The 25,179-nt window shown below is 47.6% G+C and carries 21 protein-coding genes; 11 read left to right on the top strand and 10 right to left on the bottom strand.

Annotated elements, in window-relative coordinates:
- From mmsB to OQJ86_RS07325, 6 genes are all read right to left on the bottom strand, one after another.
- Nucleotides 1-921, bottom strand: a complete 921-nt coding sequence (gene mmsB / locus OQJ86_RS07350; RefSeq protein WP_265987351.1) for a 3-hydroxyisobutyrate dehydrogenase — start codon at nucleotides 919-921, stop codon at nucleotides 1-3.
- A gap of 11 nt (nucleotides 922-932) precedes the next feature.
- A complete protein-coding gene (locus tag OQJ86_RS07345; RefSeq protein ID WP_265987350.1) occupies nucleotides 933-2,057 on the bottom strand; it encodes an enoyl-CoA hydratase/isomerase family protein in 1,125 nt (374 codons plus the stop codon).
- Nucleotides 2,058-2,065: 8 nt separating this feature from the next.
- A complete protein-coding gene (locus OQJ86_RS07340; RefSeq protein ID WP_265987349.1) occupies nucleotides 2,066-2,854 on the bottom strand; it encodes an enoyl-CoA hydratase in 789 nt (262 codons plus the stop codon).
- 67 nt (nucleotides 2,855-2,921) lie between these two features.
- Nucleotides 2,922-4,076 (bottom strand): acyl-CoA dehydrogenase family protein, encoded by a 1,155-nt coding sequence (locus OQJ86_RS07335; protein WP_265987348.1) that lies wholly within the window; start codon nucleotides 4,074-4,076, stop codon nucleotides 2,922-2,924.
- Between the two features lie 17 nt (nucleotides 4,077-4,093).
- Nucleotides 4,094-5,587 (bottom strand): CoA-acylating methylmalonate-semialdehyde dehydrogenase, encoded by a 1,494-nt coding sequence (locus OQJ86_RS07330; protein WP_265987347.1) that lies wholly within the window; start codon nucleotides 5,585-5,587, stop codon nucleotides 4,094-4,096.
- A 36-nt stretch (nucleotides 5,588-5,623) separates the two neighbouring features.
- Nucleotides 5,624-6,835 carry a thiolase family protein gene (locus OQJ86_RS07325; RefSeq protein WP_265987346.1) on the bottom strand — a complete coding sequence of 404 codons (1,212 nt, stop codon included), beginning with the start codon at nucleotides 6,833-6,835 and terminating at the stop codon, nucleotides 5,624-5,626.
- A gap of 290 nt (nucleotides 6,836-7,125) precedes the next feature.
- On the opposite strand from OQJ86_RS07325, the gene OQJ86_RS07320 reads away from it, so the two are divergent.
- From OQJ86_RS07320 to OQJ86_RS07300, 5 genes are all read left to right on the top strand, one after another.
- A complete protein-coding gene (locus OQJ86_RS07320; protein ID WP_005440681.1) occupies nucleotides 7,126-7,509 on the top strand; it encodes a MerR family transcriptional regulator in 384 nt (127 codons plus the stop codon).
- Between the two features lie 110 nt (nucleotides 7,510-7,619).
- Complete coding sequence (locus OQJ86_RS07315) at nucleotides 7,620-8,789, top strand: isovaleryl-CoA dehydrogenase (protein WP_105067310.1); 1,170 nt, start codon at nucleotides 7,620-7,622, stop codon at nucleotides 8,787-8,789.
- 21 nt (nucleotides 8,790-8,810) lie between these two features.
- Complete coding sequence (locus OQJ86_RS07310; protein ID WP_265987345.1) at nucleotides 8,811-10,415, top strand: carboxyl transferase domain-containing protein; 1,605 nt, start codon at nucleotides 8,811-8,813, stop codon at nucleotides 10,413-10,415.
- Nucleotides 10,416-10,440: 25 nt separating this feature from the next.
- Nucleotides 10,441-11,286 carry an enoyl-CoA hydratase-related protein gene (locus OQJ86_RS07305; RefSeq protein ID WP_104047525.1) on the top strand — a complete coding sequence of 282 codons (846 nt, stop codon included), beginning with the start codon at nucleotides 10,441-10,443 and terminating at the stop codon, nucleotides 11,284-11,286.
- The gene (locus OQJ86_RS07300; protein WP_265987344.1) at nucleotides 11,283-12,179 is read left to right on the top strand and encodes a hydroxymethylglutaryl-CoA lyase; all 897 of its coding nucleotides are present in this window, start codon (nucleotides 11,283-11,285) and stop codon (nucleotides 12,177-12,179) included. The genes OQJ86_RS07305 and OQJ86_RS07300 overlap by 4 nt, the downstream gene beginning before the upstream one ends.
- Here OQJ86_RS07300 and OQJ86_RS07295 read toward each other — a convergent pair.
- Together OQJ86_RS07295 and OQJ86_RS07290 are read right to left on the bottom strand one after the other, a co-directional pair.
- Nucleotides 12,176-12,727: a DUF2301 domain-containing membrane protein gene (locus OQJ86_RS07295; RefSeq protein ID WP_045420822.1), complete on the bottom strand. Its 552-nt coding sequence runs from the start codon at nucleotides 12,725-12,727 to the stop codon at nucleotides 12,176-12,178. The two genes, OQJ86_RS07300 and OQJ86_RS07295, sit on opposite strands and share 4 nt — an antisense overlap.
- Nucleotides 12,728-12,801: 74 nt before the next feature.
- On the bottom strand, nucleotides 12,802-13,680 hold the full coding sequence (locus OQJ86_RS07290) for a DMT family transporter (RefSeq protein WP_104035523.1): 879 nt from the start codon (nucleotides 13,678-13,680) through the stop codon (nucleotides 12,802-12,804).
- Between the two features lie 343 nt (nucleotides 13,681-14,023).
- Here OQJ86_RS07290 and OQJ86_RS07285 point away from each other — a divergent pair, with 343 nt between their 5' ends.
- The 5 genes from OQJ86_RS07285 to OQJ86_RS07265 all read left to right on the top strand — a co-directional run bounded on the left by OQJ86_RS07285 (nucleotide 14,024) and on the right by OQJ86_RS07265 (nucleotide 19,146).
- A complete protein-coding gene (locus OQJ86_RS07285) occupies nucleotides 14,024-14,194 on the top strand; it encodes a hypothetical protein (protein ID WP_164492026.1) in 171 nt (56 codons plus the stop codon).
- A 398-nt stretch (nucleotides 14,195-14,592) separates the two neighbouring features.
- Entirely contained in the window at nucleotides 14,593-14,955 is a 363-nt protein-coding gene (locus OQJ86_RS07280; RefSeq protein ID WP_104035524.1) for a c-type cytochrome, read from the top strand.
- Between the two features lie 15 nt (nucleotides 14,956-14,970).
- Complete coding sequence (gene ccoN, locus OQJ86_RS07275; RefSeq protein WP_038877236.1) at nucleotides 14,971-16,380, top strand: cytochrome-c oxidase, cbb3-type subunit I; 1,410 nt, start codon at nucleotides 14,971-14,973, stop codon at nucleotides 16,378-16,380.
- 1 nt (nucleotide 16,381) lies between these two features.
- Complete coding sequence (locus OQJ86_RS07270; RefSeq protein WP_045420816.1) at nucleotides 16,382-16,993, top strand: cbb3-type cytochrome c oxidase subunit II; 612 nt, start codon at nucleotides 16,382-16,384, stop codon at nucleotides 16,991-16,993.
- Complete coding sequence (locus tag OQJ86_RS07265) at nucleotides 16,990-19,146, top strand: c-type cytochrome (RefSeq protein WP_265987343.1); 2,157 nt, start codon at nucleotides 16,990-16,992, stop codon at nucleotides 19,144-19,146. Before OQJ86_RS07270 ends, OQJ86_RS07265 begins: the two co-directional genes overlap by 4 nt.
- 82 nt (nucleotides 19,147-19,228) lie before the next feature.
- Here OQJ86_RS07265 and OQJ86_RS07260 read toward each other — a convergent pair whose 3' ends face one another.
- Both OQJ86_RS07260 and OQJ86_RS07255 read right to left on the bottom strand, forming a co-directional pair.
- Nucleotides 19,229-20,422: an acetate/propionate family kinase gene (locus tag OQJ86_RS07260; protein ID WP_038866598.1), complete on the bottom strand. Its 1,194-nt coding sequence runs from the start codon at nucleotides 20,420-20,422 to the stop codon at nucleotides 19,229-19,231.
- A 363-nt stretch (nucleotides 20,423-20,785) separates the two neighbouring features.
- On the bottom strand, nucleotides 20,786-22,729 hold the full coding sequence (locus OQJ86_RS07255; protein ID WP_265987342.1) for a DEAD/DEAH box helicase: 1,944 nt from the start codon (nucleotides 22,727-22,729) through the stop codon (nucleotides 20,786-20,788).
- Nucleotides 22,730-23,108: 379 nt separating this feature from the next.
- Between OQJ86_RS07255 and rnb the strand changes: the two genes are divergently transcribed.
- Nucleotides 23,109-25,112: an exoribonuclease II gene (rnb, locus tag OQJ86_RS07250; protein WP_265987341.1), complete on the top strand. Its 2,004-nt coding sequence runs from the start codon at nucleotides 23,109-23,111 to the stop codon at nucleotides 25,110-25,112.
- The last annotated feature ends 67 nt before the right edge of the window (nucleotides 25,113-25,179 follow it).

Below are 25,179 nucleotides of genomic sequence, written 5' to 3'. Positions count from 1 at the left end.
TTAGCCCTTCTGATTCTTGTCCTTCTGGTTCTTATAGAATTCAAACAAGCTGGAGAAGTCGAGTTCTGCATGACCTGCTGCGTTATGAAATGCATAAAGGTTACGAGCCAAAGAGCCCATAGGGACAGAAGAGTTAGTTTGCAGTGCTGCGTCTAAACCCAAGCCAAGATCTTTTAGCATCAACTTGCTCATAAAACCTGGGTTGTATTGATTGCTCGCTGGCGCAGAATCCATCACGCCGGGACACGGGTTATAGAGCTCTAACGCCCAGTTTCGACCAGAACTTTGCAGCATGATATTGGATAGAACTTTCGGGTCGAGACCATGATCGATACCGAGATTGAGCGCTTCACAGGTTCCCGACATCAAAATGCCCAGCATCAGGTTGTTACAGATTTTTGCCATCTGACCGTCGCCCGCTTTCCCAGCATGGAACACGTTCTTACCCATGTATTGCAAAATCGCATTAGCTTTGGAGAACGCTTCATCCGAACCACCAACAATAAAGGTCAGCGTTGCCGCTTTTGCGCCTGCGACACCACCAGAAACAGGAGAATCGACAAACAACAATCGTTTGTTCTGCGCTTCATTTGCCACTAAGCGAGCGGAATCTGGATCGATGGTCGAACAGTCAATCAGCAATGCGTTGTCCTGCACAATGTTGAGTAGACCGACACCACCGTGTAAATCCCCCAAATACACCGTGCGCACGTGTGCGCCTGCTGGTAGCATGGTGATGACTGTTCCTGCGCCATCTACGGCTTCTTTTAACGTACTAGCAACCACCGCGCCAAACGGTTCGAGTTGCCTCGCCGCGTTCATATCCACATCGAACACTTGCACGTGAAACCCTGACGCCAATAGGTTTTGTGCCATTGGACTGCCCATGTTGCCCAAGCCAATAAATGCAATGGTACTCATGTTGTTTCTCCTTATTTTCCTAGCTGTGCAAGTGGATGTTCATCTTTTGACCAAAGAGAAGTGAACAAGGTGTCGATGACGCTCTCATCGACTTCACTGACGCTGTTAAACATCCATTTTGGATTGCCGTCTTTATCAACTAATCGAGAGCGCACGCCCTCTTCAAACTCACCGAGTAATGCGCTGCGAACTGACAAGGTTAGCTCTAAACGGAAACAATCCGCCAACGACAAACGGTGGTACTCTTTGACTTGTCTAAAACAGATATGTGCGGTGATCGGACTGCCCGCAACAAACGATTTTTTAGCGACTTCAAGCCATTGGGTGTCGCCTTCCATTGCTTGAATACGTTGGGCAATCTGATTTAAGTCATAGCCTTTGCAGGCTTCTTTAATTTGGTCGAGATAAGGGCAAATCTGTGTTGTCGGCTTACTGTCTATGACTTGATCTTCCATCAATTGAAGTAACGCACTGACGAGCGATTTGGCATCGGCAGAGCCCCATTCGACTTGTTTTAGCTCTTCTAACAGTGCCGGATATTGCTCTTCCAACAGCAACCATTCCGCCAACCCTATAGTGACAGCGTCACTTGAATTCACCATTGCACCGGTTAGCCCAAGGAACAAACCTATCTCTGGGTCGATTTGACTTAAGAACCAAGTGCCACCCACGTCCGGGTAAAGCCCGATATTGATCTCTGGCATCGCGAGACGAGATTTAGGGGTGACGACTCTATGGCTAGTGCCCATAAACAAGCCCATGCCACCGCCCATCACAATGCCCTCTCCCCAGCCAATGATTGGCTTTTGGTAGGTATGGATCAGATAGTCGCATTCGTATTCGAGCGAGAAGTAGTTAGAACAGAACTCTGCGGTCTCTTCTTTGCTTTTCTCGTGCATGACGTTGTACATGGTTCGTACATCGCCCCCTGCACAAAACGCTTTTTCACCCGCTCCATTGAGGATGACGCACACCAAATCAGGGTCATCTTGCCATTCGATAAGTTGGTCGTTGAGCTCTGCCAACATGTCGTAAGTCAACGCGTTCAAAGAAGCCATGTTGTCTAACGTCGCGATACCAATTCGGTGCACGCCGCCTAAGCAATCTATTTCGCTAATGGTTACTTTCCCTGTCATGCGACCTCCTATTGATTCTTCCAGTTGGGTTTACGTTTTTCTAAGAAGGCACGAACCCCCTCGGTTTGATCTTCGGTATCGAATAAGTTTAGAAACAGTTCTCGCTCTTTAATCAGACCATGTTTGAGTGGCGCTGAACGCATGTTTTGGATAAGCGCTTTACATGCGGTTACCGAGGATGGAGATTGATTGGCAACCGATTCTGCAAGCTCAATGGCTTTATTAAGCGCTGCACCTTTTGCCACCACTTCTTCTGCTAGTCCGAGTTCTCGCGCTTGTGCTGCACCGACTTGTTCACCGCACAATATGATGCGCTTCGCCCAACCTTCACCGACCAATGCGGTTAGGTTTTGCGTACCACCAGCACAAGGCAGTAAGCCCACTTTCGCCTCTGGCAGTGCCAGCACAGCTTGCTCTTCCACCACGCGAATATCACACGCCAATGCGACTTCTAATCCGCCTCCCATTGCGTAACCGTTGATGGCAGCGATAGAAACCCCACGAAATGCAGACAGCGTTTCAAAGGCTTCACCAAAGATGCGCGCCATTTCTAACGCCACCGCTTTATCGCCATCGGCAAACAACTTGAGGTCTGCCCCTGCAGAGAAAAACTTCTCACCATTCCCTGTGAGCACTAGAGCGTAAACGTCTTTATTGTCGTTTAACGCCAGCACAAGCTCTTTCAATGCGGTTAAGCTTTGTGACGTCCAAGTATTGGCGGGCGGGTTGTTCATGGTCACCACCGCAACATGATTGCTGATGGTATGTTGAATCGCTTGTTGTTCTGTTAGTGACATATCTCTGAATCCTTTCTTGATGAAAATGACCTGAGCGTTATGAATAAAAGCAGAGCTTGGGCTGCACTTATAGCAATGCAGACTCTTCTGCGAGCAATCGACGCGCGATGATCAACCGCATGATCTCGTTAGTACCTTCCAAAATTTGGTGTACTCGAACATCACGGAAATAGCGCTCCATCGGGTATTCTTTGATGTAGCCATAGCCACCGTAAAGTTGCAGCGCTTGGTCACAAACTTGAAAGCCGACGTCGGTTGCAAAGCGTTTTGCCATGGCACAATAAGTCGTGGCATCTGGGTCACCTCGGTCTAACTTGCTGGCGGCGTAACGTACCAGTTGGCGAGCAGCGACAAGCTCGGTTGCCATGTCTGCCAGTTTGAATTGTAATGCTTGGAATTGAGCTAATGATTTGCCGAACTGTTTACGTTCTTGCATGTACTGCGCCGCTTGATTCAACGCTTGTTGAGCCGTGCCGACTGAACAGGTCGCAATGTTGATGCGTCCGCCATCCAAACCTTTCATGGCGAACACAAACCCTTGTCCTTCTTCCCCGAGCAGATGTGATGCGGGAATAGAAACACTATCGAAAGTCACCGCGCGTGTCGGTTGACTGTTCCAGCCCATTTTCGGCTCTTTACGTCCATAGCTAATGCCGTCTGCATCGGCGGGGACAACAAACGCGGATACACCTTTCGCGCCCGTATCGCCGGTTCTCGCCATCATGACTAAAACGTCGGTATCGCCTGCGCCGGAGATAAAGGTTTTTCCGCCGTTGAGAATGTAGTTATCACCTTGTTTAGTCGCAGAAGTCGTTAGAGACGCCGCGTCCGAACCTGCGTTTGGTTCAGTTAAGCAATAAGATCCGAGAAATTCACCCGTAATGAGTTTTGGGCAGAATGCGTCTTTCACTTCATCGGTCGCAAAGCTCGCAACCATCCAAGTCACCATGTTGTGAATGGTCATAAATGCGGTGGTCGATGTGCACCCCATAGAGAGCTGCTCGAAAATGATAGATGCATCCAAACGGCTTAAACCCAAACCGCCTTGTTCTTCTGGGGTGTAGAGGCTCAAGAAACCAAGCTCTCCTGCCTCTCGTAGGATGTCTTTCGGGAAGATTTGTTTCTCATCCCACTCTGCTGCCATTGGCGCTAAACGCTCTGCCGCAAACTGTTGAGCGGTATCGGTAAACATACGTTGATCTTCGTTGAGTTCAAAATCCATATGAGCTCCTTACTTCGTTAGCGCAAGTTAATGGTGAGATTTGGACCGGTTGGGATGTCGTCATCAAACCAACGAGCCGTCACGGTTTTGGTCTCGGTGTAGAAGCGCACCGCTTGTTTGCCGTAGGCGTGTAAATCACCGTAAAAACTGCCGCGCCAGCCCGTAAACGAGAAGAATGGCAAAGGCACAGGAATCGGAACGTTGACACCTACCTGACCGACTTGAATCTCATGTTGATACTTTCTCGCCGCCGCACCATTCGCAGTAAAGATGGAAGTGCCGTTGCCGTATGGGTTGCGATTCACGAGCTCTATCGCTTCTTGTAACGTGTCGACCTCAATACACACCAAAACAGGTCCGAAGATTTCTTGGGTATAAATCGACATCTCGGTGGTGACGCCACTGAATAAGGTTGGACCAACCCAGTTGCCCTCTGGGAAGCCTTCCACTTCACATTGGCTACCGTCAAGCTCACACACCGCCCCTTGTTGTTTGCCTTCTTCAATCAAACCGAGCACACGCTGTTTTGCCTGTGCACTGATCAAAGGACCATACGCTGCGTTTTCATCATCCCAAGCGCCAGGGTGCACTTTCGCCATCTCTTGTTTTAAATCGGCAATCCACTCTTTCGAACTGCCTACAAACACAGCAACAGATATCGCCATACAACGTTGCCCTGCTGCACCAACCGAAGAACCAACTAAGTTATTCACCACTTGGTTTTTGCTCGCATCTGGCATTACTACCATGTGGTTTTTCGCGCCAGCAAAGGCTTGAACACGTTTGAAGTTCTGCGTGCCTGTGGTGTAAATGTATTGCGCTACAGGTACCGAACCGACAAAAGAAATGGCTTGGATATCGGGATGCTTCAGCAGCAAGTTGACCTGCTCCTTACGACCATGCACGATTTGCAGCACACCTTTTGGCGCACCCGCTTCTTCGAACAGCTCAGCCAAGCGAATTGACGTGAGAGGCACTTGTTCAGAAGGTTTGAGGACAAAGGTATTTCCGCTCGCAATCGCGATTGGGAACATCCACAAAGGGATCATGGCGGGGAAATTAAATGGCGTAATACCGCAGCACACTCCAAGTGGTTGAATCAGCGAATAGCTGTCGATATCGGTCGCAACGTTCTCGACGGTTTCTCCCATCATGTTGCTGGCAATATTGGCAGCTTGCTCGACGACTTCGATACCACGCCACACATCCCCTTTTGCATCCGCAAAGATCTTACCCGTCTCGTGAGACAGCAGCGTCGCCAGCTCATCATGATGTTCTTTCAGTAGATGTTGGTAGCGCAGCATTAAGCGTGCGCGCTCCGAAACTGCGACATCTTTCCAACAGGTAAAGGTGGCTTTTGCACTCTCAATTGCCGCGTGCATCTCTTCATCCGTTGCGCATGGCAAGCGCGCAATCACGTCATTTGTGGCTGGGTTTGTCACTTCTACCCAATCCGTTGCTTGAGATTCACGAAACTCACCATCGATGAATAAGGGAACCGTGCGAGTCATAATCTAGTCCTTTGTTAACGTTTGTCGTAATTGGAATTAAAGCGGTATCTCGATACCAATGGCAGTGGCTTCACCACCACCGATACACAGTGATGCAACACCTCGCATCACCTTTTTATTGTTGTTGTCACCATCTACACCAAGCGATTGCAGTTGGCGTAGGCTATGAATGAGAGTCACTAAAATACGAGCGCCACTTGCTCCAATTGGATGCCCAAGCGCACACGCACCGCCTTTGATGTTTACTTTGTCTTTATCGATGCCTAATTGGCGCACCGCGATTTGCGTGACAACGGCGAACGCTTCGTTGATCTCCCAAAGATCGACTTCGTCTACTGACCAATCGAGTTGAGATAACAACTGCTCTATTGCAAAGACGGGCGCGAGGGTAAATTCGGCGGGCTTTCTGGCGTGGGTCGAGTGTCCCTTGATGATTGCTAATGGCGTTAAGCCTTGATGCTGTGCCACCTGCGAGTCCATTAACACCAAGGCTGCAGCACCATCGGATATCGCACTTGAGTTTGCAGCCGTCACCGAGCCGTTCTTATCGAATGCGGGTTTGAGTTGAGGGATCTTATCGAGCTTGATGGAGCGTGGATGCTCGTCATAATCCAATGTTGAAGTGCTATGACGCGTCGTGATTTCTATCGGCGAGATTTCATCGTCAAACAGACGCTGCTCTTGCGCTTCCAATGCTCTTGTCGCAGATAGGATCGCCCATTCATCCATTTGTTCACGGGTAAATTCAGAACGATCAGCCGCTTGCTGCGCATAGACTCCCATCAAGTGCCCTTCATACGCATCTTGAAGACCGTCGAGAAACATATGGTCGTGAGTAGATTGGTGACCCATTCGCATGCCGTTACGTGCTTCTTTAAGCAGGTACGGCGCATTAGTCATGCTTTCCATACCACCAGCAATGGCACTGCGAATGCTGCCCGCTTTGATAAGATCGTGAGCTAACATGACGCTTTTCATGCCAGAGCCACACACTTTGTTGATGGTGGTACAGCCTGTCGTCAGTGGAAGATCTGCACCTAGTGCTGCTTGTCTGGCTGGTGCTTGCCCGCACCCCGCAGGTAATACGCAGCCCATATAGACTTCGTCGACTTCGCTAACCCCGCTCGCATCCATTGCCGCTTTGATAGCAAATGCCCCTAATTGAGGCGCTGAATAACCTTGTAACTGACCTTGAAAGCGCCCGATTGGCGTTCGCTTTGCACTGACAATCCAGATGTCGTTTCCCATGATCTCGTCCCTTCTGACGATATTTCACAGTTCACGAACTCATCCCTCACACCTGCTACCACGGAGCTTTCACACAGAATGTGGTGTCACTCCAGCCTCTCATAAAACGATGAATTTTCGCACTGTGATTTCTTGACGTTTACGTAAGCATAGCACTAACATTTACGTTAACGTAAAGAAACACATTAATAACAACACAAATTTACTCTCATGCTTTTAGCTAGCCCGTTTAGTTCAAGGCTTGAAGGGATTTTAAGAAGCCAAAACTATTCATTAGAGGGAAAAACCGAGTGGATAAATTCAAGATAAGTGACCTCGCCAAAGAGTTCGACATCACGACCCGAAGCATTCGTTTTTATGAGGATGTCGGGCTGATAGAGCCGGAACGAAAAGGCAACATTCGCGTATATCAACGCAGAGATAAGATCCGTCTCAAGCTGATTTTACGTGGTAAGCGACTGGGCTTTTCGCTTGCGGAAATTCGGGAATTGTTCGAGCTGTACGATACCCAACAAAGCGATGGTCAGCTGCTTAAAATGCTAACCATCATTGATGAAAAGCAAGCGCACTTACAACAGCAACTGGATGATATTAGCGTTGTAATGAACGAGCTAGAAACCGCTAAAGAGCGCTGTAAACAAGCGCTAAGCGACAATAAAGCTAACAGCCAATAACTAAAAACTTGTAACGACTAAAACAAACAAGAATAACGATAATTTCCAAGCCCAAGCAGTGTAACTCGAACCTTATCCGTACTAATGAGTACTTTCAACAGGGAAATGTTATGAAAAGCAGCTACACCCCACTCAACTTTGGGCTTGATGAAACCATCGATATGCTCCGAGACCACGTCAACGCGTTCGCCACCGAGCATATCGCCCCCATCGCCGCAGACATCGACCGCGATAACCAATTCCCCAATCATTTGTGGTCCAAGCTTGGTGACATGGGTTTGCTCGGCGTAACCGTCGATGAAGAGTTTGGCGGTGCAGGCATGGGCTATCTTGCTCACGTTGTTGCTATGGAAGAGATCAGCCGAGCTTCGGCGTCTGTCGCGCTCAGTTACGGCGCGCATTCCAACCTTTGTGTTAACCAAATCTTTCGCAATGGCTCCCCTGCTCAACGAGAAAAGTACCTACCTAAACTCATCGATGGTTCTCACGTCGGCGCACTAGCCATGAGTGAGCCGAACTCAGGTTCTGATGTGGTTAGCATGCAGCTCCGTGCTGAAGACAAAGGCGACCACTTTCTGATGAACGGCAACAAAATGTGGATCACTAACGGTCCTGATGCCGACACTTTAGTAGTTTACGCGAAAACCGATCCCAGTGGCGGGTCTCGCGGCATCACCGCCTTCATTATTGAGCGGGACTTTGAAGGCTTTAGCCATGCGCAAAAGCTCGACAAACTTGGTATGCGCGGCTCCAACACCTGTGAATTGGTGTTCCAAGATTGTGCCGTGCCAAAAGAGAATGTGTTAGGCGAGTTAAACCGTGGTGTCGAAGTGTTGATGAGCGGTTTGGATTACGAACGCGTGGTATTAGCAGCCGGTCCACTTGGCATCATGCAAGCCTGTATGGACGAAGTGGTTCCGTATGTTCATGACCGCAAACAGTTCGGCAAATCCATCGGTGAATTTCAACTCGTGCAAGGAAAGCTTGCTGACATGTATTCACGCATGAACGCCGCTAAAGCTTATGTTTATGCTGTCGCAGCCGCCTGTGACCGAGGTGAATGCACGCGTAAAGATGCCGCTGGCGTGATCCTTTACAGCGCAGAGCTTGCCACACAAATGTCGCTCGATGCTATTCAGCTGTTAGGCGGCAATGGCTACATCAACGAATACGCGACTGGGCGTTTACTCCGTGACGCCAAGCTGTATGAGATTGGTGCTGGCACCTCTGAAATTCGCCGCATGTTAATTGGACGAGAGTTGTTCGAAGAGTCTCGCTAACCCACCGACAAGGAAGTCACTATGGCAATCATTAAAAGTAAAACCAAGCCAACCGACGAACTGTTTTTGTCGAATAAAGCGGTCATGACCGAGTTGGTGAGCAACCTTAAAGCCAATATCAACGCCATCAAACAAGGTGGCGGACAAAAAGCCATTGACCGCCAACGCCTGAAAGGAAAGCTGCCCGTTCGTGAGCGTGTAATGCACCTTTTGGATGAAGGCAGCGAGTTTCTTGAAGTCGGACAGTTTGCCGCTTGGAACGTTTATGAAGAATCAATTCCATGCGCAGGTGTCGTCGCGGGCATCGGCACCATTGAAGGTATTCAATGCATGGTGATCGCCAACGATCCTTCTGTTAAAGGCGGCACCTACTACCCACTCACCGTGAAAAAGCATCTGCGCGCGCAAGAGATCGCTCAACGTTGCCAATTACCTTGCGTCTATTTGGTGGATTCTGGCGGCGCGAACCTTCCTCACCAAGCGGAAGTCTTTCCTGATAAAGAGCACTTTGGGCGCATCTTCTTCAATCAAGCCAGAATGTCGGCACAAGGCATACCTCAAGTCGCGGTTGTGATGGGGCTTTGTACCGCAGGCGGCGCTTATGTCCCTGCGATGGCAGACGTTTCCATCATGGTCAAAGAGCAAGGCACCATCTTCTTGGCTGGACCGCCCCTAGTAAAAGCCGCCACGGGCGAGATCGTCACCGATGAAGAATTGGGCGGTGCCGACGTGCATTGTCGCAAGTCTGGCGTTGCCGATTACTACGCAGAGAACGACCAACACGCCTTGCAACTTGCACGCGAAGCCATCTCCAATACCAACCAATCACTCCCAGTTCAAAGCGACAAACCGGTTTTACCACCACGTTACGACGCTGAAGAAATGTACGGCATCGTCAATGCGAATCTGCGCTTGTCTTTTGATGTTAGAGAGATCATCGCTCGTGTGGTTGATGACTCAGACTTCGATGAGTTCAAAGCACTTTATGGCAAGACCTTAGTATGTGGCTTCGCACGAATCCACGGTAATCTAATTGGCATTGTGGCTAACAACGGCATCTTGTTTTCTGAGTCCTCGCAGAAAGGCGCGCACTTTATTGAGCTGTGTGCCAAACGCAAAATTCCCCTACTGTTTTTACAAAATATCACTGGGTTTATGGTGGGCAAAAAGCTCGAGGCGGAAGGCATTGCCAAACACGGCGCGAAATTGGTGATGGCGGTTGCGTGTGCGGATGTGCCTAAGTTTACCGTGATTATTGGCGGCTCTTACGGTGCCGGCAATTACGGTATGTGTGGTCGTGCTTATGACCCAACCATGATGTGGATGTGGCCAAACGCACGAATCTCCGTCATGGGCGGAGAACAAGCCGCAGGCGTGCTCACTCAAGTGCGTCGAGAAGTGAAAAAACGCCAAGGTGAAGAATGGCCAGAGCCCGAAGAAAGTGCATTCCGAGAATCTATCGTAGACTTGTATGAGTCTCAGGGTCATCCCTACTACGCCAGCGCACGTTTATGGGATGACGGCATCATCGACCCGAAACAGACACGTCAAGTATTGGCTCAAGCCTTAAAAGCCGCGCTCAATGCGCCAATTCCTGACAGCAACTTTGGCATATTCAGAATGTAGAAATGTAGAGAGAAAAGGACGTCACATGCAGGATCATCAACCGAGTATCATCCCCAATACCCAACGACAAGATGAAGTACTTTGGAACGTCGATGAATTCGGCGTTGCAACGCTTACGCTCAATCGCACAGAGAAGCACAATGCGTTTGATGCCTGCATGATTGACTTGCTGATCCACAGGCTGGACTACCTCGCTCTGCGCACCGATGTTAGATGCTTGGTGCTTCGAGGAAACGGCAAACATTTCTCCTCTGGGGCTGATTTGAATTGGATGAAATCCATGGCAAGTAGCACCAGAAAGCAAAACCTAGAAGACGCGCAAAACCTTGCTCGCCTGATGCATACATTGGACGCTTTCCCTCAGCCTACTATTGCTGTTGTGCAAGGTTCCGCTTTTGGTGGTGCATTGGGCTTGATCTGTTGCTGTGATATCGCAATCGCAGCGGAGAATGCGAACTTCTGCTTGAGTGAAGTCAACCTGGGGCTGGTTCCAGCAACCATCTCTCCTTATGTCATGCGAGCTATGGGCAACCGACAAGCTCGCCGCTACATACTCAGTGCCGAAGTGATTAACGCCACCAAAGCTGAAAAGTTCGGCATTGTGCATGAGGTTCATAAGCTGGATAAAATCGAAGCCGTAGTAGAAAGCTTGATTGATTCTTTGCTGCTCAATAGCCCAGATGCGATGCGAAAAGCCAAAGCGTTATGCCATCAATGCCACCAAAATCCGATTGATGGTCAGCTTATTCAATACACGAGCCAGCTTATCGCAGACATTCGCGTATCGCCGCAAGGACAAGATGGTTTGCAAGCCTTTCTAGAGAAACGAGAACCGGGTTGGATAAACAAGCCAGCTAAGGGCAAGAAATGAATTTGCCAAACAAGGTAAATATTGTCGAAGTGGGCGCGAGAGACGGATTACAAAACGAATCACCAGTGTCCACGCAGGCCAAGATCCGCTTGATCGACTTACTCTCTGATACAGGACTCACCCATATTGAGGCAGGATCTTTTGTCTCGCCTAAATGGGTACCTCAAATGGCGGATTCACTCGATGTGATAACGAAAATCACCCGCCGCCACAACGTCATCTACTCAGCACTAACGCCTAATGTGCAAGGTTTTGAAAAAGCGCTTGAAGCCGGTGCTACCCAAGTAGCCATCTTCACCTCCTCATCGGAAGGCTTTTGCCAACACAACATCAATTGCTCGATTGCAGATAGTCTTACCCGCTTTGAACCAGTAATGGAATTGGCAGCAAAGCATGACATTCCCGTTCGGGGTTACTTATCTTGCGTGGCAGACTGCCCTTACGACGGACCAACCAAGCCCGAGCAAGTCGCAAGAGTCGCCAACCTACTGATGGAATTAGGCTGCTATGAGGTTTCACTTGGAGACACCATAGGTACAGGCACGCCGATACGCATCGCTAAAATGTTAGAAGCCGTACAATTGAAAGTACCAACCCACAAGCTCGCAGTGCATTTTCACGACACATGGGGACAAGCGTTGGCGAATATCTACCAAGCCTTAATGATGGGCATCAATACCATCGATAGTAGTGTGGCTGGGCTTGGGGGCTGCCCTTACGCTCATGGCGCTTCAGGTAATGTTGCTACCGAGGATGTGCTCTACCTTTGCCAAGGCTTAGGAATCGAGACCGGAGTAGATTTAGAGTTGCTCGCCAAAGCCGGATGGATGATCAGTGAAGAATTAAACCGCCAGCCGACCTCAAAAGTCTCGCTGGCGTTAAAGCAGCGTTAGATCTCGTAATTCGCTTTGATACCGATATCGAAATGCAGCGGCATACGCCATTTAGCAAAAGACAGGAAGCCCATTACTAAACCAGCCAATAACATAGTGATGGCAGCAAGGATTGGAAGGTTAAACCACAGCGCAAACGTTGCGACAGCGAGAAACGCGGGTACCATCTTCAAGCCTGGCACTTTAAAGCAAAAAGACTCTTTAAGTGCAATGCCCGAAAAGGTCACAAAGATAAAGCCAAGCCCTAACCAAGTGCGCTGAAACTCCAAGTCACTCACCATCAGTACCAAGCCAATCCAAGACGCCCAACTGATCACGGCACGTACGTGTTTGCTGTAAACGTGAACATTCGCGGCAGATAACGCACCAGCCATACAAAGCGTAATGACTGAGGTTTGGTAAATCAACGGTGAACTAGAAATTGCACCAGAGACAAGAACCGAAAAAACAAGCAGCGCCATAGCAAACAAAGTAATACCAAAGCGATACAAGCACACGCTGATTTTATCAAGTGAATCCAGCGTCTCTTGATGTTCTGTGTTTGCCATGGAAAGCATCCTGCCTAAAAATGAAAAGGAATGAAAAGCCAACGAGGGTGAAACCACTGGCTCTATAAACTTGATTACGCCCGTTTTGGAAAGCGGAGTTTACCGCCAGTTCGGTAGATCACCAAAGAGAATAAGATAAGAGCGCAGCCGACGAGTTTATTAGAGGTCAGCACTTCGCCATACCAAATCACACTCAGAATTACAGTCCACACGGGTTCAAGGATCATAATCAGTGCAGCGTTACCCGCTTGGACAAACTTTTGCCCCATGGTTTGCATTACGTAACGCAAACTGGTTGCCAAAAGCGTGCTCAACGCAAACCAAATCCAGATAGATGTGCTTACCTCTGTTGGCACCGTTTCCACCAACGATGAAATCAGCAAACCAATCAAGCCCGTGACAAAAAGCTGAATACACGTTAGCAACAACACAGGCAATTTTTGCGAATACTTGCTGTTTACGTTGAAGTGCAGAGCGAGCATCAAAGCCGCGCCCAAGAACCACAGCTGACTGCTAGATTGTTGCCAACCACCAGCCAGAGACAAACACCCTAGGCCAAGAATCGCGATCGGTAGTGACACCCAAAAAATTCGTTGAGGTCTTTGACGAAACATAATCCAAGCGACAATGGGTACAAACAGCATTGACAGGCTCATGATGAATGCGCCCTCACCTAGCGTGTCACTGATTGAAATCGCGTAGATCCAGCACATCAGTGCGCCACCTAAAAGCACACCTACGCCTGCCGCGGCAAAAATATCTTTCTTATTGGCAGCACGAAGCGGTTTGATACACAGAGGCAGCAAACACAGTGAAGCGATGGAGAATCGCAGACCGATAAATCCGAATGGTGGGAGACCTTGAATGGTTTCTTTGGAGAAGATCCACCCTAATGCCGCGATCATCGTAGTAGCGACGAGCACGAATGCAGCTTTGCGTTCTGAGTTAAGCATAATTACTCACAAAAAAGACCCTGCGAGGGATTCGTCAGGGGTTATTTATCATTGATTTTAATGCGTGATAGCTAGTTATATTTGCATCGCAAATGCTGACTTTATATGTAATTAGAAAGGAGGGTGTTAACGTTTGCGAAACGCTCACAGTATACATGGCAGCTTGATTATCATCGAGATAATTACTGCATTTATCAGCGATTATTTATGCAGTTTATACCGAATGAAATCCCTATCAAATCATCAGGCTAAAGCTCAAATATTGTGCGGAATAACCTCCCTTTCTGGCATCACGAAAATGGTATAATTCAAACGCAATAAGACAGACATCAGGAGGTGCTTTATGAGACATTCGACCGTACTCTTTTTCATTCTGATTGCCTTGCTTATTATCGCGCCAGTAGGCCTTGGTTCCTTATTCAGTTTCGTCTCTTCTATACGATCTAGTCACTTAGAAGCTGATCCGGTTTCTATTGCCCATATTTACGACATGATGATTTATCGCGGGCGTTAGTTTGTTTTCGATCCTATCTTTCATTCATGGGGTCTTCCGTGAAAAGAAGTCTCCCAGACCTTGAAATTCCAACTCACCTAAAACTTTCTTCAAAAGCTCTTTTGTTTGATTTTGTATCAATTCCCATCCATACCCTATTCAACCGTAGCTAACCCGTTATTTTCCTGTCGATTTTATTCACCAAAATTTTGCCCTAATCGTTACGTGTTCACGTATTAAATAGAAAAATTCACAACTAAATCGGCTCGTACGTAGCGATATTGTCAGTACCTGCTTACTCTTTAACCTACAACTATAAAAAATACGCCAGTACATTCACGCCATCAACAACAGTGAAAATCTGGAATATCAAGACCCAAGTTAGTGAAACACGCATTCAAATTACTAGGGAATCAGTGATGAGATTAAAGAACACCCAAAACATGAGCGCAGCTTTGAGGACGGCTCTCGTCGCCGCTGTGTGCTTCTCTCCCCTCACCTTTGCTGCAGAAGGTGGTGAGCAATTCGAAGTCGGCAAAGAAAAAGCGAAAGTTTGTATGACTTGTCATGGTGTCGATGGCATATCGACCATTGATGCGTACCCCAACTTACGCGGCCAGAACAAAACTTATCTGATTTCTTCCCTTAAGGACTACAAAGCGAGGGAGCGAACCAGTGGTCTCGCGGTGCTGATGCAACAGCAGGCCGATGCCCTCTCTGATCAAGACATTGAAGACATTGCCCACTACTACTCTCAGCTAGGCAAAGAAGCTCAACCTTAAACGAGGAGCGTTCTTATGGAACAAGCAGCAACTCAATACAACACTAAAGTTGTGAAGTATTTTGTGTTGGCATCGTTAGTTTGGGCTATTGTCGGGATGATCATTGGTGTGATCCTCGCGGCGCAGTTGTATTGGCCAGTACTTAACTTCGATTCTCAATACTTCCAATTCGGTCGACTCAGACCACTACACACTTCCGGCGTAATATACGGCTTTGTAGTCAACATTTTGATGGGTACCTCTCTCTACATCGCTCAACGCACCGGACGCTGTAACCTCTTTAACCAAAGCTTATCTTGGATGGTTTTCTGGGGTTGGCAACTGGTACTCTTTTTGGCGTTAATCAGTCTGCCCGCAGGCTACACAACATCAAAAGAGTACGCTGAGTTAGAGTGGCCGATCGACCTTTTGATCGTCTTAGTCTGGGTGCTTTATGCGGTGCTTTTCTTCGGCACAATCGCCAAACGAAAAGTCGACCACATTTTCGTAGCCAATTGGTTCTTCGCAGCGTTTATCATTGTCATTGCCATGATCTTCATCGTGAACAACTTGGCCATGCCTGTATCGTTGATGAAATCTTATTCCGTCTTTGCTGGAGCGCAGGACGCCATTGTGCAATGGTGGTGGGGTCACAACGCAGTGGGCTTCTTACTGACTGCTGGTGTGATTGGTATGAATTATTACTTCATACCAAAAGTGGCAGACCGCCCTATTTACTCTTACCGTTTATCTGTCATCCACTTTTGGGGCTTGGTTGGTTTTTACACTTGGGCAGGTACCCACCACTTGGTTTATTCATCGGTGCCTATTTGGGTGCAAAACATCGGCATCATCATGTCACTCATTCTTTGGCTTCCATCTTGGGCGGGCGCTTTCAACAGTGCGATGACACTGCTACAAAACAAAGAGAAGCTTAAATCTGACTACATTTGCCTGTTCTTCTTCTCTGCCATTCTTTACTACTGCTTAGCCACATTCGAAGGGCCTCTACTGGCAATTCGCTGGTTCAATATGCTCGCGCACAATACTGAATGGGTCATCGGTCACGTTCATTCCGGCGCATTAGGTTGGGTCGGTATGTCAGGCATTGCGGTGTTCTACTACTTCATTCCTCGTCTATGGAACAAAACAGAGTTGTGGTCAAAGCGTTTGATAAAATGGCACTTCTGGCTCGCGCATGCTGGTGTTGCGATTTACGCCATCGCGCTCTGGGTTGCTGGTATTGGCGAAGGCTACATGTGGCTAACTCAGAATGAGAATGGCGAACTGGTTTACAGCTTTATTGAAGCCATGAATTTTAAAGCGCCATGGTTGTTCCTACGGTTCTTTGGGGGCGCACTCTTTGTACTTGGCCTATTCCTGATGGCATTCAACTTGTACAAAACCGTGCGTTCTCCATCGGTGTTAGTGGCAAAGGAGGCATAAGATGAGCAAAGACTTTACTCACTCAGTGGTCATCTTGATCATCACCACGGTGGTTGTGGCCTCCTTCTCACTCGCGGTTTGGGTTGTGCCGAACATTCTTCGCACCGACGACATCGCCAAAGGCAGCTTGGCCAAGCCTTTAACCGCCATTGAGCTTGCGGGTCGCGATATTTACATCAGTGAAGGGTGTCATGTCTGCCACACGCAGATGGTTCGTCCTCTAGAGCCTGAGACCAAACGCAACGGTCGCGCAAACAAGGAATCAGATGACATTTACGAATTCCCTAACCTATGGGGTTCAAAACGCACAGGTCCGGACTTAACCAACCTTGGCCGTAAATATTCTGACCAATGGCATGTATTGCATCTCATCGATCCTCGTCAGGTCATTCCAACGTCCATAATGCCGGCCTACCCTTGGTTGTTCGAACAAACTCTCTCGGGCGATGCAATTGTCGACAAGATGGAGACACTACGCATATTAGGGGTTCCATACACAGACCAAGAAATTTCCGATGCGCGCTTGCAAGTTCGCGGTAAAACCAAAGGCGAAGCGCTAATTCGTTATCTTCAAAGTCTTGGTCAAGATACAGCACAGGAGGTGGCACCATGAGCACATTCTGGAACTGGTGGGCCGTTGCCTGCACCATAATCTTCTTTGTTCTGATGGTGGGCGTTATCGTCAAGTATTGGCGTAGCAACCACAAAGCGGACCAAGACCACACTATTGCCTCTTTTGATGGGATAGATGAAAAGGACGCACCACCACCTAAGCTCCTCTTCGTTAGTTACGCTGTCGCGTTTTTACTCTCTGCGGGGTATTTGGTTCTGTATCCGGGGCTTGGTGAATGGAAAGGCTTGGCGAACTATGACCAAGCGGACGACAAACTTAGCTCACCATCAACCACACTCGACCAGCAATTTAGTCAAGTAGCCGACACCTCTTTGGCGGCACTTGCGCAAGATGCCGACATTGTCCGTAGCGGTCGTATGTTGTTTCAAACCCATTGCGCAGCCTGTCATAGAGATAATGCACAAGGTCAAAAACACTTCCCTAACCTTATCGACAAAGAATGGATGTACGGCGGAGATGATGAAGCCATCATTCATTCCATAGCGAAAGGCCGTAACGGTGCGATGCCCGGCTGGGTTGAAGTGATGAGAAAGGACGAAGTGGACAAGGTTTCTTACTATCTTGCGTCGCTCAATCAACGCCACAGCAATGTGCCTGAAGTTAAAATAGAGTTGGGTAAGACCTTGTTCGTTCAATACTGTGCCTCATGCCATGGAGACGGTTCTATCGCTAATCAAGAAACGGGAGTGCCCGACCTTTCTGATAGCGTATGGCTTCATGGTGGCAGTATTGAAGAGATTCAACACACCATCAATTACGGTTTGAACAACTTGATGCCTGCGTTTGAAAACCAACTCTCAGAGCACGAGATCCTCGCGATTGGTGCTTACATCCGCAAAGCCGGCGAAGAAGAAGAGCAGAAACTCGCAGTACTTAACGCTCAATCTGTCGAGCGTGGTGAATATCTGGCACACGCGGGGGATTGCGTCGCTTGTCACAGTGCAGAAGGTGGCGAACCTTTTGCCGGCGGCCTACCGTTTGTTACGCCATTTGGCACAATCTATTCGACCAATATTACTCCTCACGCTAGTGAAGGGATTGGTGAATACGATTACGACAACTTCCGTGATGCTTTGGTACACGGGAAAGGCAAACATGGTTACTTGTACCCGGCGATGCCTTACACCTCTTATCAATACCTTACGGAACAAGACATGACGGATTTGTGGGAGTATATGCAGTCTATTCCTGCCGTGGCGCGTCGTAACGATGAAAACCACATGATGTTCCCATCGAATATTCGTCTTGGCCTCCTTGGCTGGAACATTGTCTTTATGGACACCGACCCTATCGACTACAACCTACCCTCAGAGCTTGAGGGCGCGGTGGATGACGTAGAGAAGTGGCAGAAAGGCAAATACTGGGTTGCAGGCTTAGGACACTGCTCAGAGTGCCACACGCCGAGGAATATTGCTCAAGCATTGATTCCTGAGCGCATCTTCCAAGGTAACTTGATTGACGGCTGGAACGCACCTGACATTACGTCCACGGAGCTGTATGTGGGCGGTTGGGATGAGAAGACTCTGACCGACTTCTTGCACACAGGTCACTCAGATAAAGGCACTGCTTTTGCTGGGATGGCTGATGTGGTCAAAAACAGTTTGAGCTTAATGACTCGTGAAGACGTTGAGTCTATGTCCTACTATCTACTCAATGGTGACGTAAATAACTTCATTGCCGCCGATGCCGTTCCTTTGGAGCCTAAAGGGTTTGATGAAGCGGCTTATCAAGAGCCAATCTATGCAACTTACAAGCAAACATGTGGAGCATGCCATGGTAACGATGGTAAAGGACGAGATCCGATAGCACCAACGCTCTTGAACAACGGCATTATCATGCACAGTGACCCGTTTAACACCATTGCAGTAACGGTACGAGGTTTACAACCAACTTACATTGACCCTGAACGTAACTTTATGCCGATGGCAAGCTTTGAAGACATCTTATCAGACGCTCGCTTGGCAGAATTGATTACCTTCGTACGTAAACACCTCGGCGATCAACAATCGCCTGTTACGCCAGCAGACGTTCGAGAAGTAAGGGAAACCTTAGAAGCCGCAGGTTATGCCGGAGGACTGCATACCACACCAGATATGTATGACCGACGAGATAACAACATCCATATCAAGTAACTAAAGTGGCGAGTATCAGGTACAAAAAAAGCCCTTTCCAATCGGAAAGGGCTTTGAGTTAGTTCCCAAAATTTTTGCCGTTTTACAGCAGTTCTACCGACTGTTGAGCGATAACCCACTCTTCATTGGTAGGAATAACCAGTGCTTTCGCACCAAGCAACTCAGATGTAGCAACAACACCTGCGTTACCAAATCGAGCGTCTTCGTTACCTTTCACATCTTCAACAAAACCTAGCAGTTTAAGGTTGTTTAAGATTTCACGACGAATTGGCATAGAGTTCTCGCCAATACCGCCAGTGAAGATGATGCCGTCAAATGAATCTAGAGCAGCAAGGTAAGACGCAATGTATTTAGACACACGGTATGTAAACACTTGGAACGCTAGAGTTGCACCTTCGTGACCCTCTTCCATCGCTTCCAAAATACCGCGTGCATCACTTGTTAGGCCAGAAACACCTAAGAAGCCTGAAGCCTTGTTTAGTGAGTTAAACACTTTCTCTTGAGACCAACCTTTCTTCAGAAGGTACTCAATGATACCTGGGTCTAGGTCACCACAACGTGTGCCCATCATCAGGCCAGACAGCGGCGTGAAACCCATAGATGTATCTACAGACTCACCGTTGTTGATTGCACAAACAGAAGCACCGTTACCTAGGTGAACAGAAATGAAACTTGATTCTTCCACTGGTTTATTCAGCATCTTCGCAGCTTCACGGCTTACGAAGTAGTGGCTCGTACCGTGGAAGCCGTAGCGACGAATTCCAAAGTCTGTGTAAAGTTCTTTAGCAATTGCACCGGTGTAAGCTCTTGCAGGCATTGTTTGGTGGAACGCAGTATCAAACACAGCAAACTGAGGGAGCTCAGGGAATGCAGCCATAGAAGCACGCATACCAATCGCATGAGCAAGGTTATGTAGAGGGGCTAAGTCACTTAACGCTTCTACGTCTGCAATAACAGACTCATCTAAACGGACTGTCTTGGTAAACTTCTCACCGCCGTGAACCACTCGGTGGCCAACAGCAACAACATGGTCAATTAATTTGTACTCTTTTACTAACTCAACTAATTTTGCTACTGCAAGTTGATGGTGGTTCTCATTACCTTTAATAGCAAATTCAAATTTTTCACCGTTGAATTTCCAGCTCATACGAGCGTCTGATAGACCAAAGCATTCGCCCAGACCACTTAGCACAGCATCGCCAGATTGTGAGTCGATGACTGCAAATTTTAGTGATGAGCTACCTGAGTTGATCACCAGTACAAACGAATTAGACATGAAATAGTTTCCTGTTGTGGAGCAAAGGTTGTAATTGCGCATCCGCGCTTCGTACTTCTTGTTTGTGCTCTCTATTATTCAATAATTTTTTAATCTTTCAACTATCTTTTAGTGTTAGTTGCTCGTTTGCGTAATTTTTGTTGATCTATGACAAGTTTAAAATTTATTTGAGCAGTGAAATATATCGAGTTCACTCAACTAAAGTGGAATCAGACACTTAAAATCATCAATATATGAGTAAGAAAACAAAAATATTACGAATTTTTTTGAATGAATAGAGTATAGAAGAGCAGAGACAAAAAAGCCGAGCATTTCGCTCGGCTTTCATATTCAACTATTTTTTAATGCAATAGTGTGCAGATATTATGCGTCTTGCGTGCGACGACCACGGCCGTGACCACGTTCACCACGGTGTGCACCACGGTGATCACCACCACGGTTACGGTCGAAACGACGCTCGCCACCTTCACGGTTACCTTCGCGGTTGCCACCTTCACGGTTGCCATCGCGGTTACCACGGAAGCCACCTTCGCGACGACCGCCTTCACGACGATCACCACCACGGTTGCCGTTGCCGCCTTCACGGTTGCCACGGTAACCGCCGCCATCACGACGACCACCATCGCGACGACCGCCACCACGAGACTCACGGAAGTCATCGAAGTCACAAACTACAGCGCCAACTTCTTGTTGACGGATGCGAAGCTTGCTTAGCTTGCTTGCTGCGTCTGAAGTCATTGCTTTTGGTAGCTGAACAAATGTGTGACCTTGAGCTAGCTTAATCGCACCGATAGAGCCTTTGCCTAGACCAAGCTCGTTAGCTAGAGCACCAACGATGTCTTTCACTTGAACACCTTGCTCACGACCAACTTGAAGCTGGTAAGTATCCCAATCTTGTGTATTGAAGCTGCGACCGCCTTCACGACCACCTTCGCGGCGCTCTTTACGACGTTGCTTGTCACGTTCAATCGCTTCAACCATTGGATCTTCGCCAATGTAGAATAGAGGACGTTTACCTTGCTGACGCTTAAGAAGCATTGCCGCAAGCATCGATGGGTCGATTTCTAGAGAAGTTTGTAGTTTCTCTACTAGCTCAGCGAATTTGTCTAGAGACTTGTGCTCTTTCTCAGCTTCTAGTTCAGCAGCTAGCTTGCTTAGACGAGCTTCAGCAACTTGGTCACGTAGAGGAAGTTGGATTTCTTCCATAGATGACTTAGTTACGCGCTCGATAGTGCGAAGCATGCGGATTTGGTTAGTGCGAACAAGTAGGATCGCTTTACCTTTACGTCCAGCACGGCCAGTACGACCGATACGGTGGATGTAAGACTCAACATCGAATGGGATGTCGTAGTTAAATACGTGTGTAATACGTGGAACGTCAAGACCACGTGCAACAACGTCTGTTGCAACTAGGATGTCGATAACACCTTGTTTGATATGATCAACAGTACGCTCACGTAGAGACTGAGGAATATCACCGTGCAGTGCAGCAGCTTTAAAGCCACGTGCAGATAGCCAATCAGCTAGACGCTCAGTGTCTTGACGAGTACGTACGAATACGATTGACGCGTCAGTTTCTTCAGTTTCAAGAAGACGAGACATTGCTTCATCTTTCTCTACACCCTTCACTACCCAGAACTGTTGTTGAACTTTGTCTACAGTGTGGTTTTTACCAGCAACGTCAACAGTTACAGGATCACGTAGGAAGCGCTCAACAATGTTTTTCAGCATTGGTGGCATAGTTGCAGAGAATAGAACGCGTTGAGCTGATTCAGGAGCGTGCTCCATGATTGCAGTTACGTCGTCCACGAAACCCATGTTTAGCATTTCGTCCGCTTCATCAAGTACGAAAGTGCTAACTTCGTCTAGATGTAGACGTTCACGGTTGATAAGGTCTTGAACACGGCCAGGAGTACCTACAACAACGTGTGCACCGTTTTTAAGAGCACGCATTTGATCCACGATAGAAGCACCACCGTAGATTTCTAGAACTTTAAGACCTTTGATATTTTTACCAAGGTTTTTCATTTCAGCCGCAACCTGAATCGCTAGCTCACGAGTTGGAGCAAGAACGATTGCTTGTGGTTTACGCTGATCAAGATCTAGCTTGTTTAGAAGAGGCAGAGAGAATGCTGCCGTTTTACCTGTACCCGTTTGTGCCTTGCCCAGCGCGTCAGCACCTTCCAATAGGTGTGGGATTGCCGCAGCCTGAATTGGAGTTGGTGACACGAAACCCATTCCGTCTAGAGCAGAAAGGATAGAATCATTCAGAGATAAATCACTGAATTGAATAACAGAATCTTGCATTGGGATCCTACTTAATTAAACAAAAAAACAGTCCCATATGCTCTTCCAATTCGATACTGATCCATCCAGATACTAAATCCATTCAGAAAGGAATTAGCACAGTACACAACCGCGATAAGCCATTAGGGACGACTAAGGGAGGCGGATTATTCCTTAAATGCATAAAAAAAGCTAGAAAAAATTGAATTACATCACAATTTATTCTCACTAATGGTAATATTCGCATAAAATTCCACCTACCCCTCCATTCTCCGTAGAGAAAAGCACCACAACGCTGTTCAATTCATCAATAATTCACAGTGAATTTGGGGGCTTTAGGTAGTAATAATAGCCCGCAATGATTATAGTGTGCCCAATTCCATTGGTAAGTTAAGAAAAGATGTTTCAAGATAACCCTCTATTAGCTCAGCTTAAGCAACAAATCCAAGAAAACCTGCCTAAAAAAGAAGGCTCAATCAAAGCAACCGATAAAGGCTTTGGCTTCCTGGAAGTGGACAGCAAAACCAGCTTCTTCATCCCACCAGCGTACATGAAAAAGTGCATGCACGGCGACAAAGTCGTTGCCATCATCCGCACTGAAAACGAACGTGAAGTCGCAGAACCACAAGAGCTGCTAGAACAAGCTGTAACTCGCTTTATTGGCCGAGTAAAAATGTTCAAGGGCAAGCTAAACGTTGCACCTGATCACCCACAGCTGAAAAAGCTCTCTCTTAAAGCGAAACTAAAGAAAGGCTTAAAGCCTGACAATTTCGTTGAAGGCGACTGGGTTGTTGCTCATCTTATTCGTCACCCTCTTAAAGGTGACAACTCATTCTTCGTAGAGATTTCTGAGAAGATTACCGATGCAAACGACAAGATTGCACCTTGGTGGGTAACGCTTGCACAAAACGATTTGCCAAACTCAGAGCCTGCTGGCATTGATAACTGGGAATTGAAAGACGATGCTGATCTAGAACGTGTTGATATGACACACGTACCTTTCGTCACCATTGACGGCGAATCAACCAAAGATATGGACGATGCGCTGTTTGCGAAGAAGACAGAGTCTGGCGACTTTGAACTGACCATCGCAATTGCCGATCCAACTGCATACATTACACCAGAAGACGAAATGGATAAGGTTGCACGTGAACGTGGTTACACTATCTACCTTCCAGGTCGTAACATCCCTATGCTTCCACGTGACCTTGCAGATAACCTATGTTCACTGATTGAAGATGAAGTACGCCCTGCGATTTGCTGTACTGTGACAGTAAGCAAAGAAGGTGTCGTTGGTGATGACATCAACTTCTTCGCAGCAAACATTAAGTCTCATGCGCGCCTTGCTTATGACAATGTGTCAGATTGGCTAGAAAACGGCAGCTCAGACAAGTGGCAACCATCAGAAGAAATCGCAACCATCGTTCGTGACCTATATGACTTTTCTCTTGCTCGCGCTGATTGGCGAGAAAAGAATGCCGTTATCTTCCCAGATCGCCCCGACTACCGTTTTGAACTAAGCGAAGACAACGACGTTATTGCTATTCACGCGGACATGCGCCGCAGCGCAAACCGTCTTGTTGAAGAATCCATGATCACTGCAAACATCTGTGCAGGCCGTACACTACGTGACAAATTTGAAACGGGCGTGTTCAACACACACGCTGGCTTGAAAGCTGAGAAAATCGAAGAAGTCGTTCAAATGGTAAACCCTGAAGGTACACTTGAATTCACAGCAGAATCAGTTGCGACACTAGAAGGCTTTGCGGCACTTCGTCGTTGGTTGGGCGAACAGGAAACGGCATACCTAGATAACCGTATCCGTAAATTCCAAACGTACAGTGAAGTAGGCAACCAGCCACTTCCTCACTACGCAATGGGTCTAGATATCTACGCGACTTGGACTTCACCAATCCGTAAATACGGCGACATGATCAACCACCGCATGCTGAAAGCCGTCATTCTTAGCAAAGAACCAGTTCAAACACCTGATGATGAAGTCGGCGAAGAATTAGCACTGCACCGTAAGCACCACAAAATTGCCGAGCGAAACGTGTCAGATTGGTTATATGCTCGTACTCTTGCAGAAGAGCCAAGTAAGAAAACGTGTTTCACAGGTGAGATTTTCGATATTAATCGTGCTGGTGCACGTGTTCGACTTCTCGAAAATGGCGCAGCGGCCTTTATTCCTGGTAGCTTGATTCTTGATAATAAAGAAAGAATTGAGTGTAACGGTGACAACGGTACCATTTCTATTGATAAAGAAGTGGTATACAAACTGGGTGATACATTGGAAATTGTTCTTTCGGACGTAAACCAAGAAAACCGCAGTTTAGTTGCAAAACCGACCCAGGTATTCGCTGATAAGCCAGCGACACAAACAGAAGAATCTGTGAGTGAATAATACCGGTTAAAGTTTAAAGGCGCTCAACTGAGCGCCTTTTTTATTTGTCATGTAAAAACGATAAGAA

The sequence above is a fragment of the Vibrio sp. Sgm 5 genome (assembly GCF_026241575.1).
In the GTDB taxonomy this organism is placed as follows: domain Bacteria; phylum Pseudomonadota; class Gammaproteobacteria; order Enterobacterales; family Vibrionaceae; genus Vibrio; species Vibrio jasicida.
This window is presented reverse-complemented; position numbering and strand designations above follow the sequence as displayed.

What these genes read in the sequence shown, in the direction of transcription:
- rnb (WP_265987341.1), top strand. Translation starts at nt 23,109, where the DNA reads ATGTTTCAAGATAACCCTCTATTAGCTCAGCTTAAGCAACAAATCCAA.
- mmsB (WP_265987351.1), bottom strand. Translation starts at nt 921, where the DNA reads ATGAGTACCATTGCATTTATTGGCTTGGGCAACATGGGCAGTCCAATG.
- OQJ86_RS07335 (WP_265987348.1), bottom strand. Translation starts at nt 4,076, where the DNA reads ATGGATTTTGAACTCAACGAAGATCAACGTATGTTTACCGATACCGCT.
- OQJ86_RS07300 (WP_265987344.1), top strand. Translation starts at nt 11,283, where the DNA reads ATGAATTTGCCAAACAAGGTAAATATTGTCGAAGTGGGCGCGAGAGAC.
- OQJ86_RS07305 (WP_104047525.1), top strand. Translation starts at nt 10,441, where the DNA reads ATGCAGGATCATCAACCGAGTATCATCCCCAATACCCAACGACAAGAT.
- OQJ86_RS07260 (WP_038866598.1), bottom strand. Translation starts at nt 20,422, where the DNA reads ATGTCTAATTCGTTTGTACTGGTGATCAACTCAGGTAGCTCATCACTA.
- OQJ86_RS07285 (WP_164492026.1), top strand. Translation starts at nt 14,024, where the DNA reads ATGAGACATTCGACCGTACTCTTTTTCATTCTGATTGCCTTGCTTATT.
- OQJ86_RS07265 (WP_265987343.1), top strand. Translation starts at nt 16,990, where the DNA reads ATGAGCACATTCTGGAACTGGTGGGCCGTTGCCTGCACCATAATCTTC.
- OQJ86_RS07310 (WP_265987345.1), top strand. Translation starts at nt 8,811, where the DNA reads ATGGCAATCATTAAAAGTAAAACCAAGCCAACCGACGAACTGTTTTTG.
- OQJ86_RS07290 (WP_104035523.1), bottom strand. Translation starts at nt 13,680, where the DNA reads ATGCTTAACTCAGAACGCAAAGCTGCATTCGTGCTCGTCGCTACTACG.
- OQJ86_RS07295 (WP_045420822.1), bottom strand. Translation starts at nt 12,727, where the DNA reads ATGGCAAACACAGAACATCAAGAGACGCTGGATTCACTTGATAAAATC.
- OQJ86_RS07325 (WP_265987346.1), bottom strand. Translation starts at nt 6,835, where the DNA reads ATGGGAAACGACATCTGGATTGTCAGTGCAAAGCGAACGCCAATCGGG.
- OQJ86_RS07255 (WP_265987342.1), bottom strand. Translation starts at nt 22,729, where the DNA reads ATGCAAGATTCTGTTATTCAATTCAGTGATTTATCTCTGAATGATTCT.
- OQJ86_RS07340 (WP_265987349.1), bottom strand. Translation starts at nt 2,854, where the DNA reads ATGTCACTAACAGAACAACAAGCGATTCAACATACCATCAGCAATCAT.
- OQJ86_RS07315 (WP_105067310.1), top strand. Translation starts at nt 7,620, where the DNA reads ATGAAAAGCAGCTACACCCCACTCAACTTTGGGCTTGATGAAACCATC.
- OQJ86_RS07330 (WP_265987347.1), bottom strand. Translation starts at nt 5,587, where the DNA reads ATGACTCGCACGGTTCCCTTATTCATCGATGGTGAGTTTCGTGAATCT.
- OQJ86_RS07280 (WP_104035524.1), top strand. Translation starts at nt 14,593, where the DNA reads ATGAGATTAAAGAACACCCAAAACATGAGCGCAGCTTTGAGGACGGCT.
- OQJ86_RS07345 (WP_265987350.1), bottom strand. Translation starts at nt 2,057, where the DNA reads ATGACAGGGAAAGTAACCATTAGCGAAATAGATTGCTTAGGCGGCGTG.
- OQJ86_RS07270 (WP_045420816.1), top strand. Translation starts at nt 16,382, where the DNA reads ATGAGCAAAGACTTTACTCACTCAGTGGTCATCTTGATCATCACCACG.
- ccoN (WP_038877236.1), top strand. Translation starts at nt 14,971, where the DNA reads ATGGAACAAGCAGCAACTCAATACAACACTAAAGTTGTGAAGTATTTT.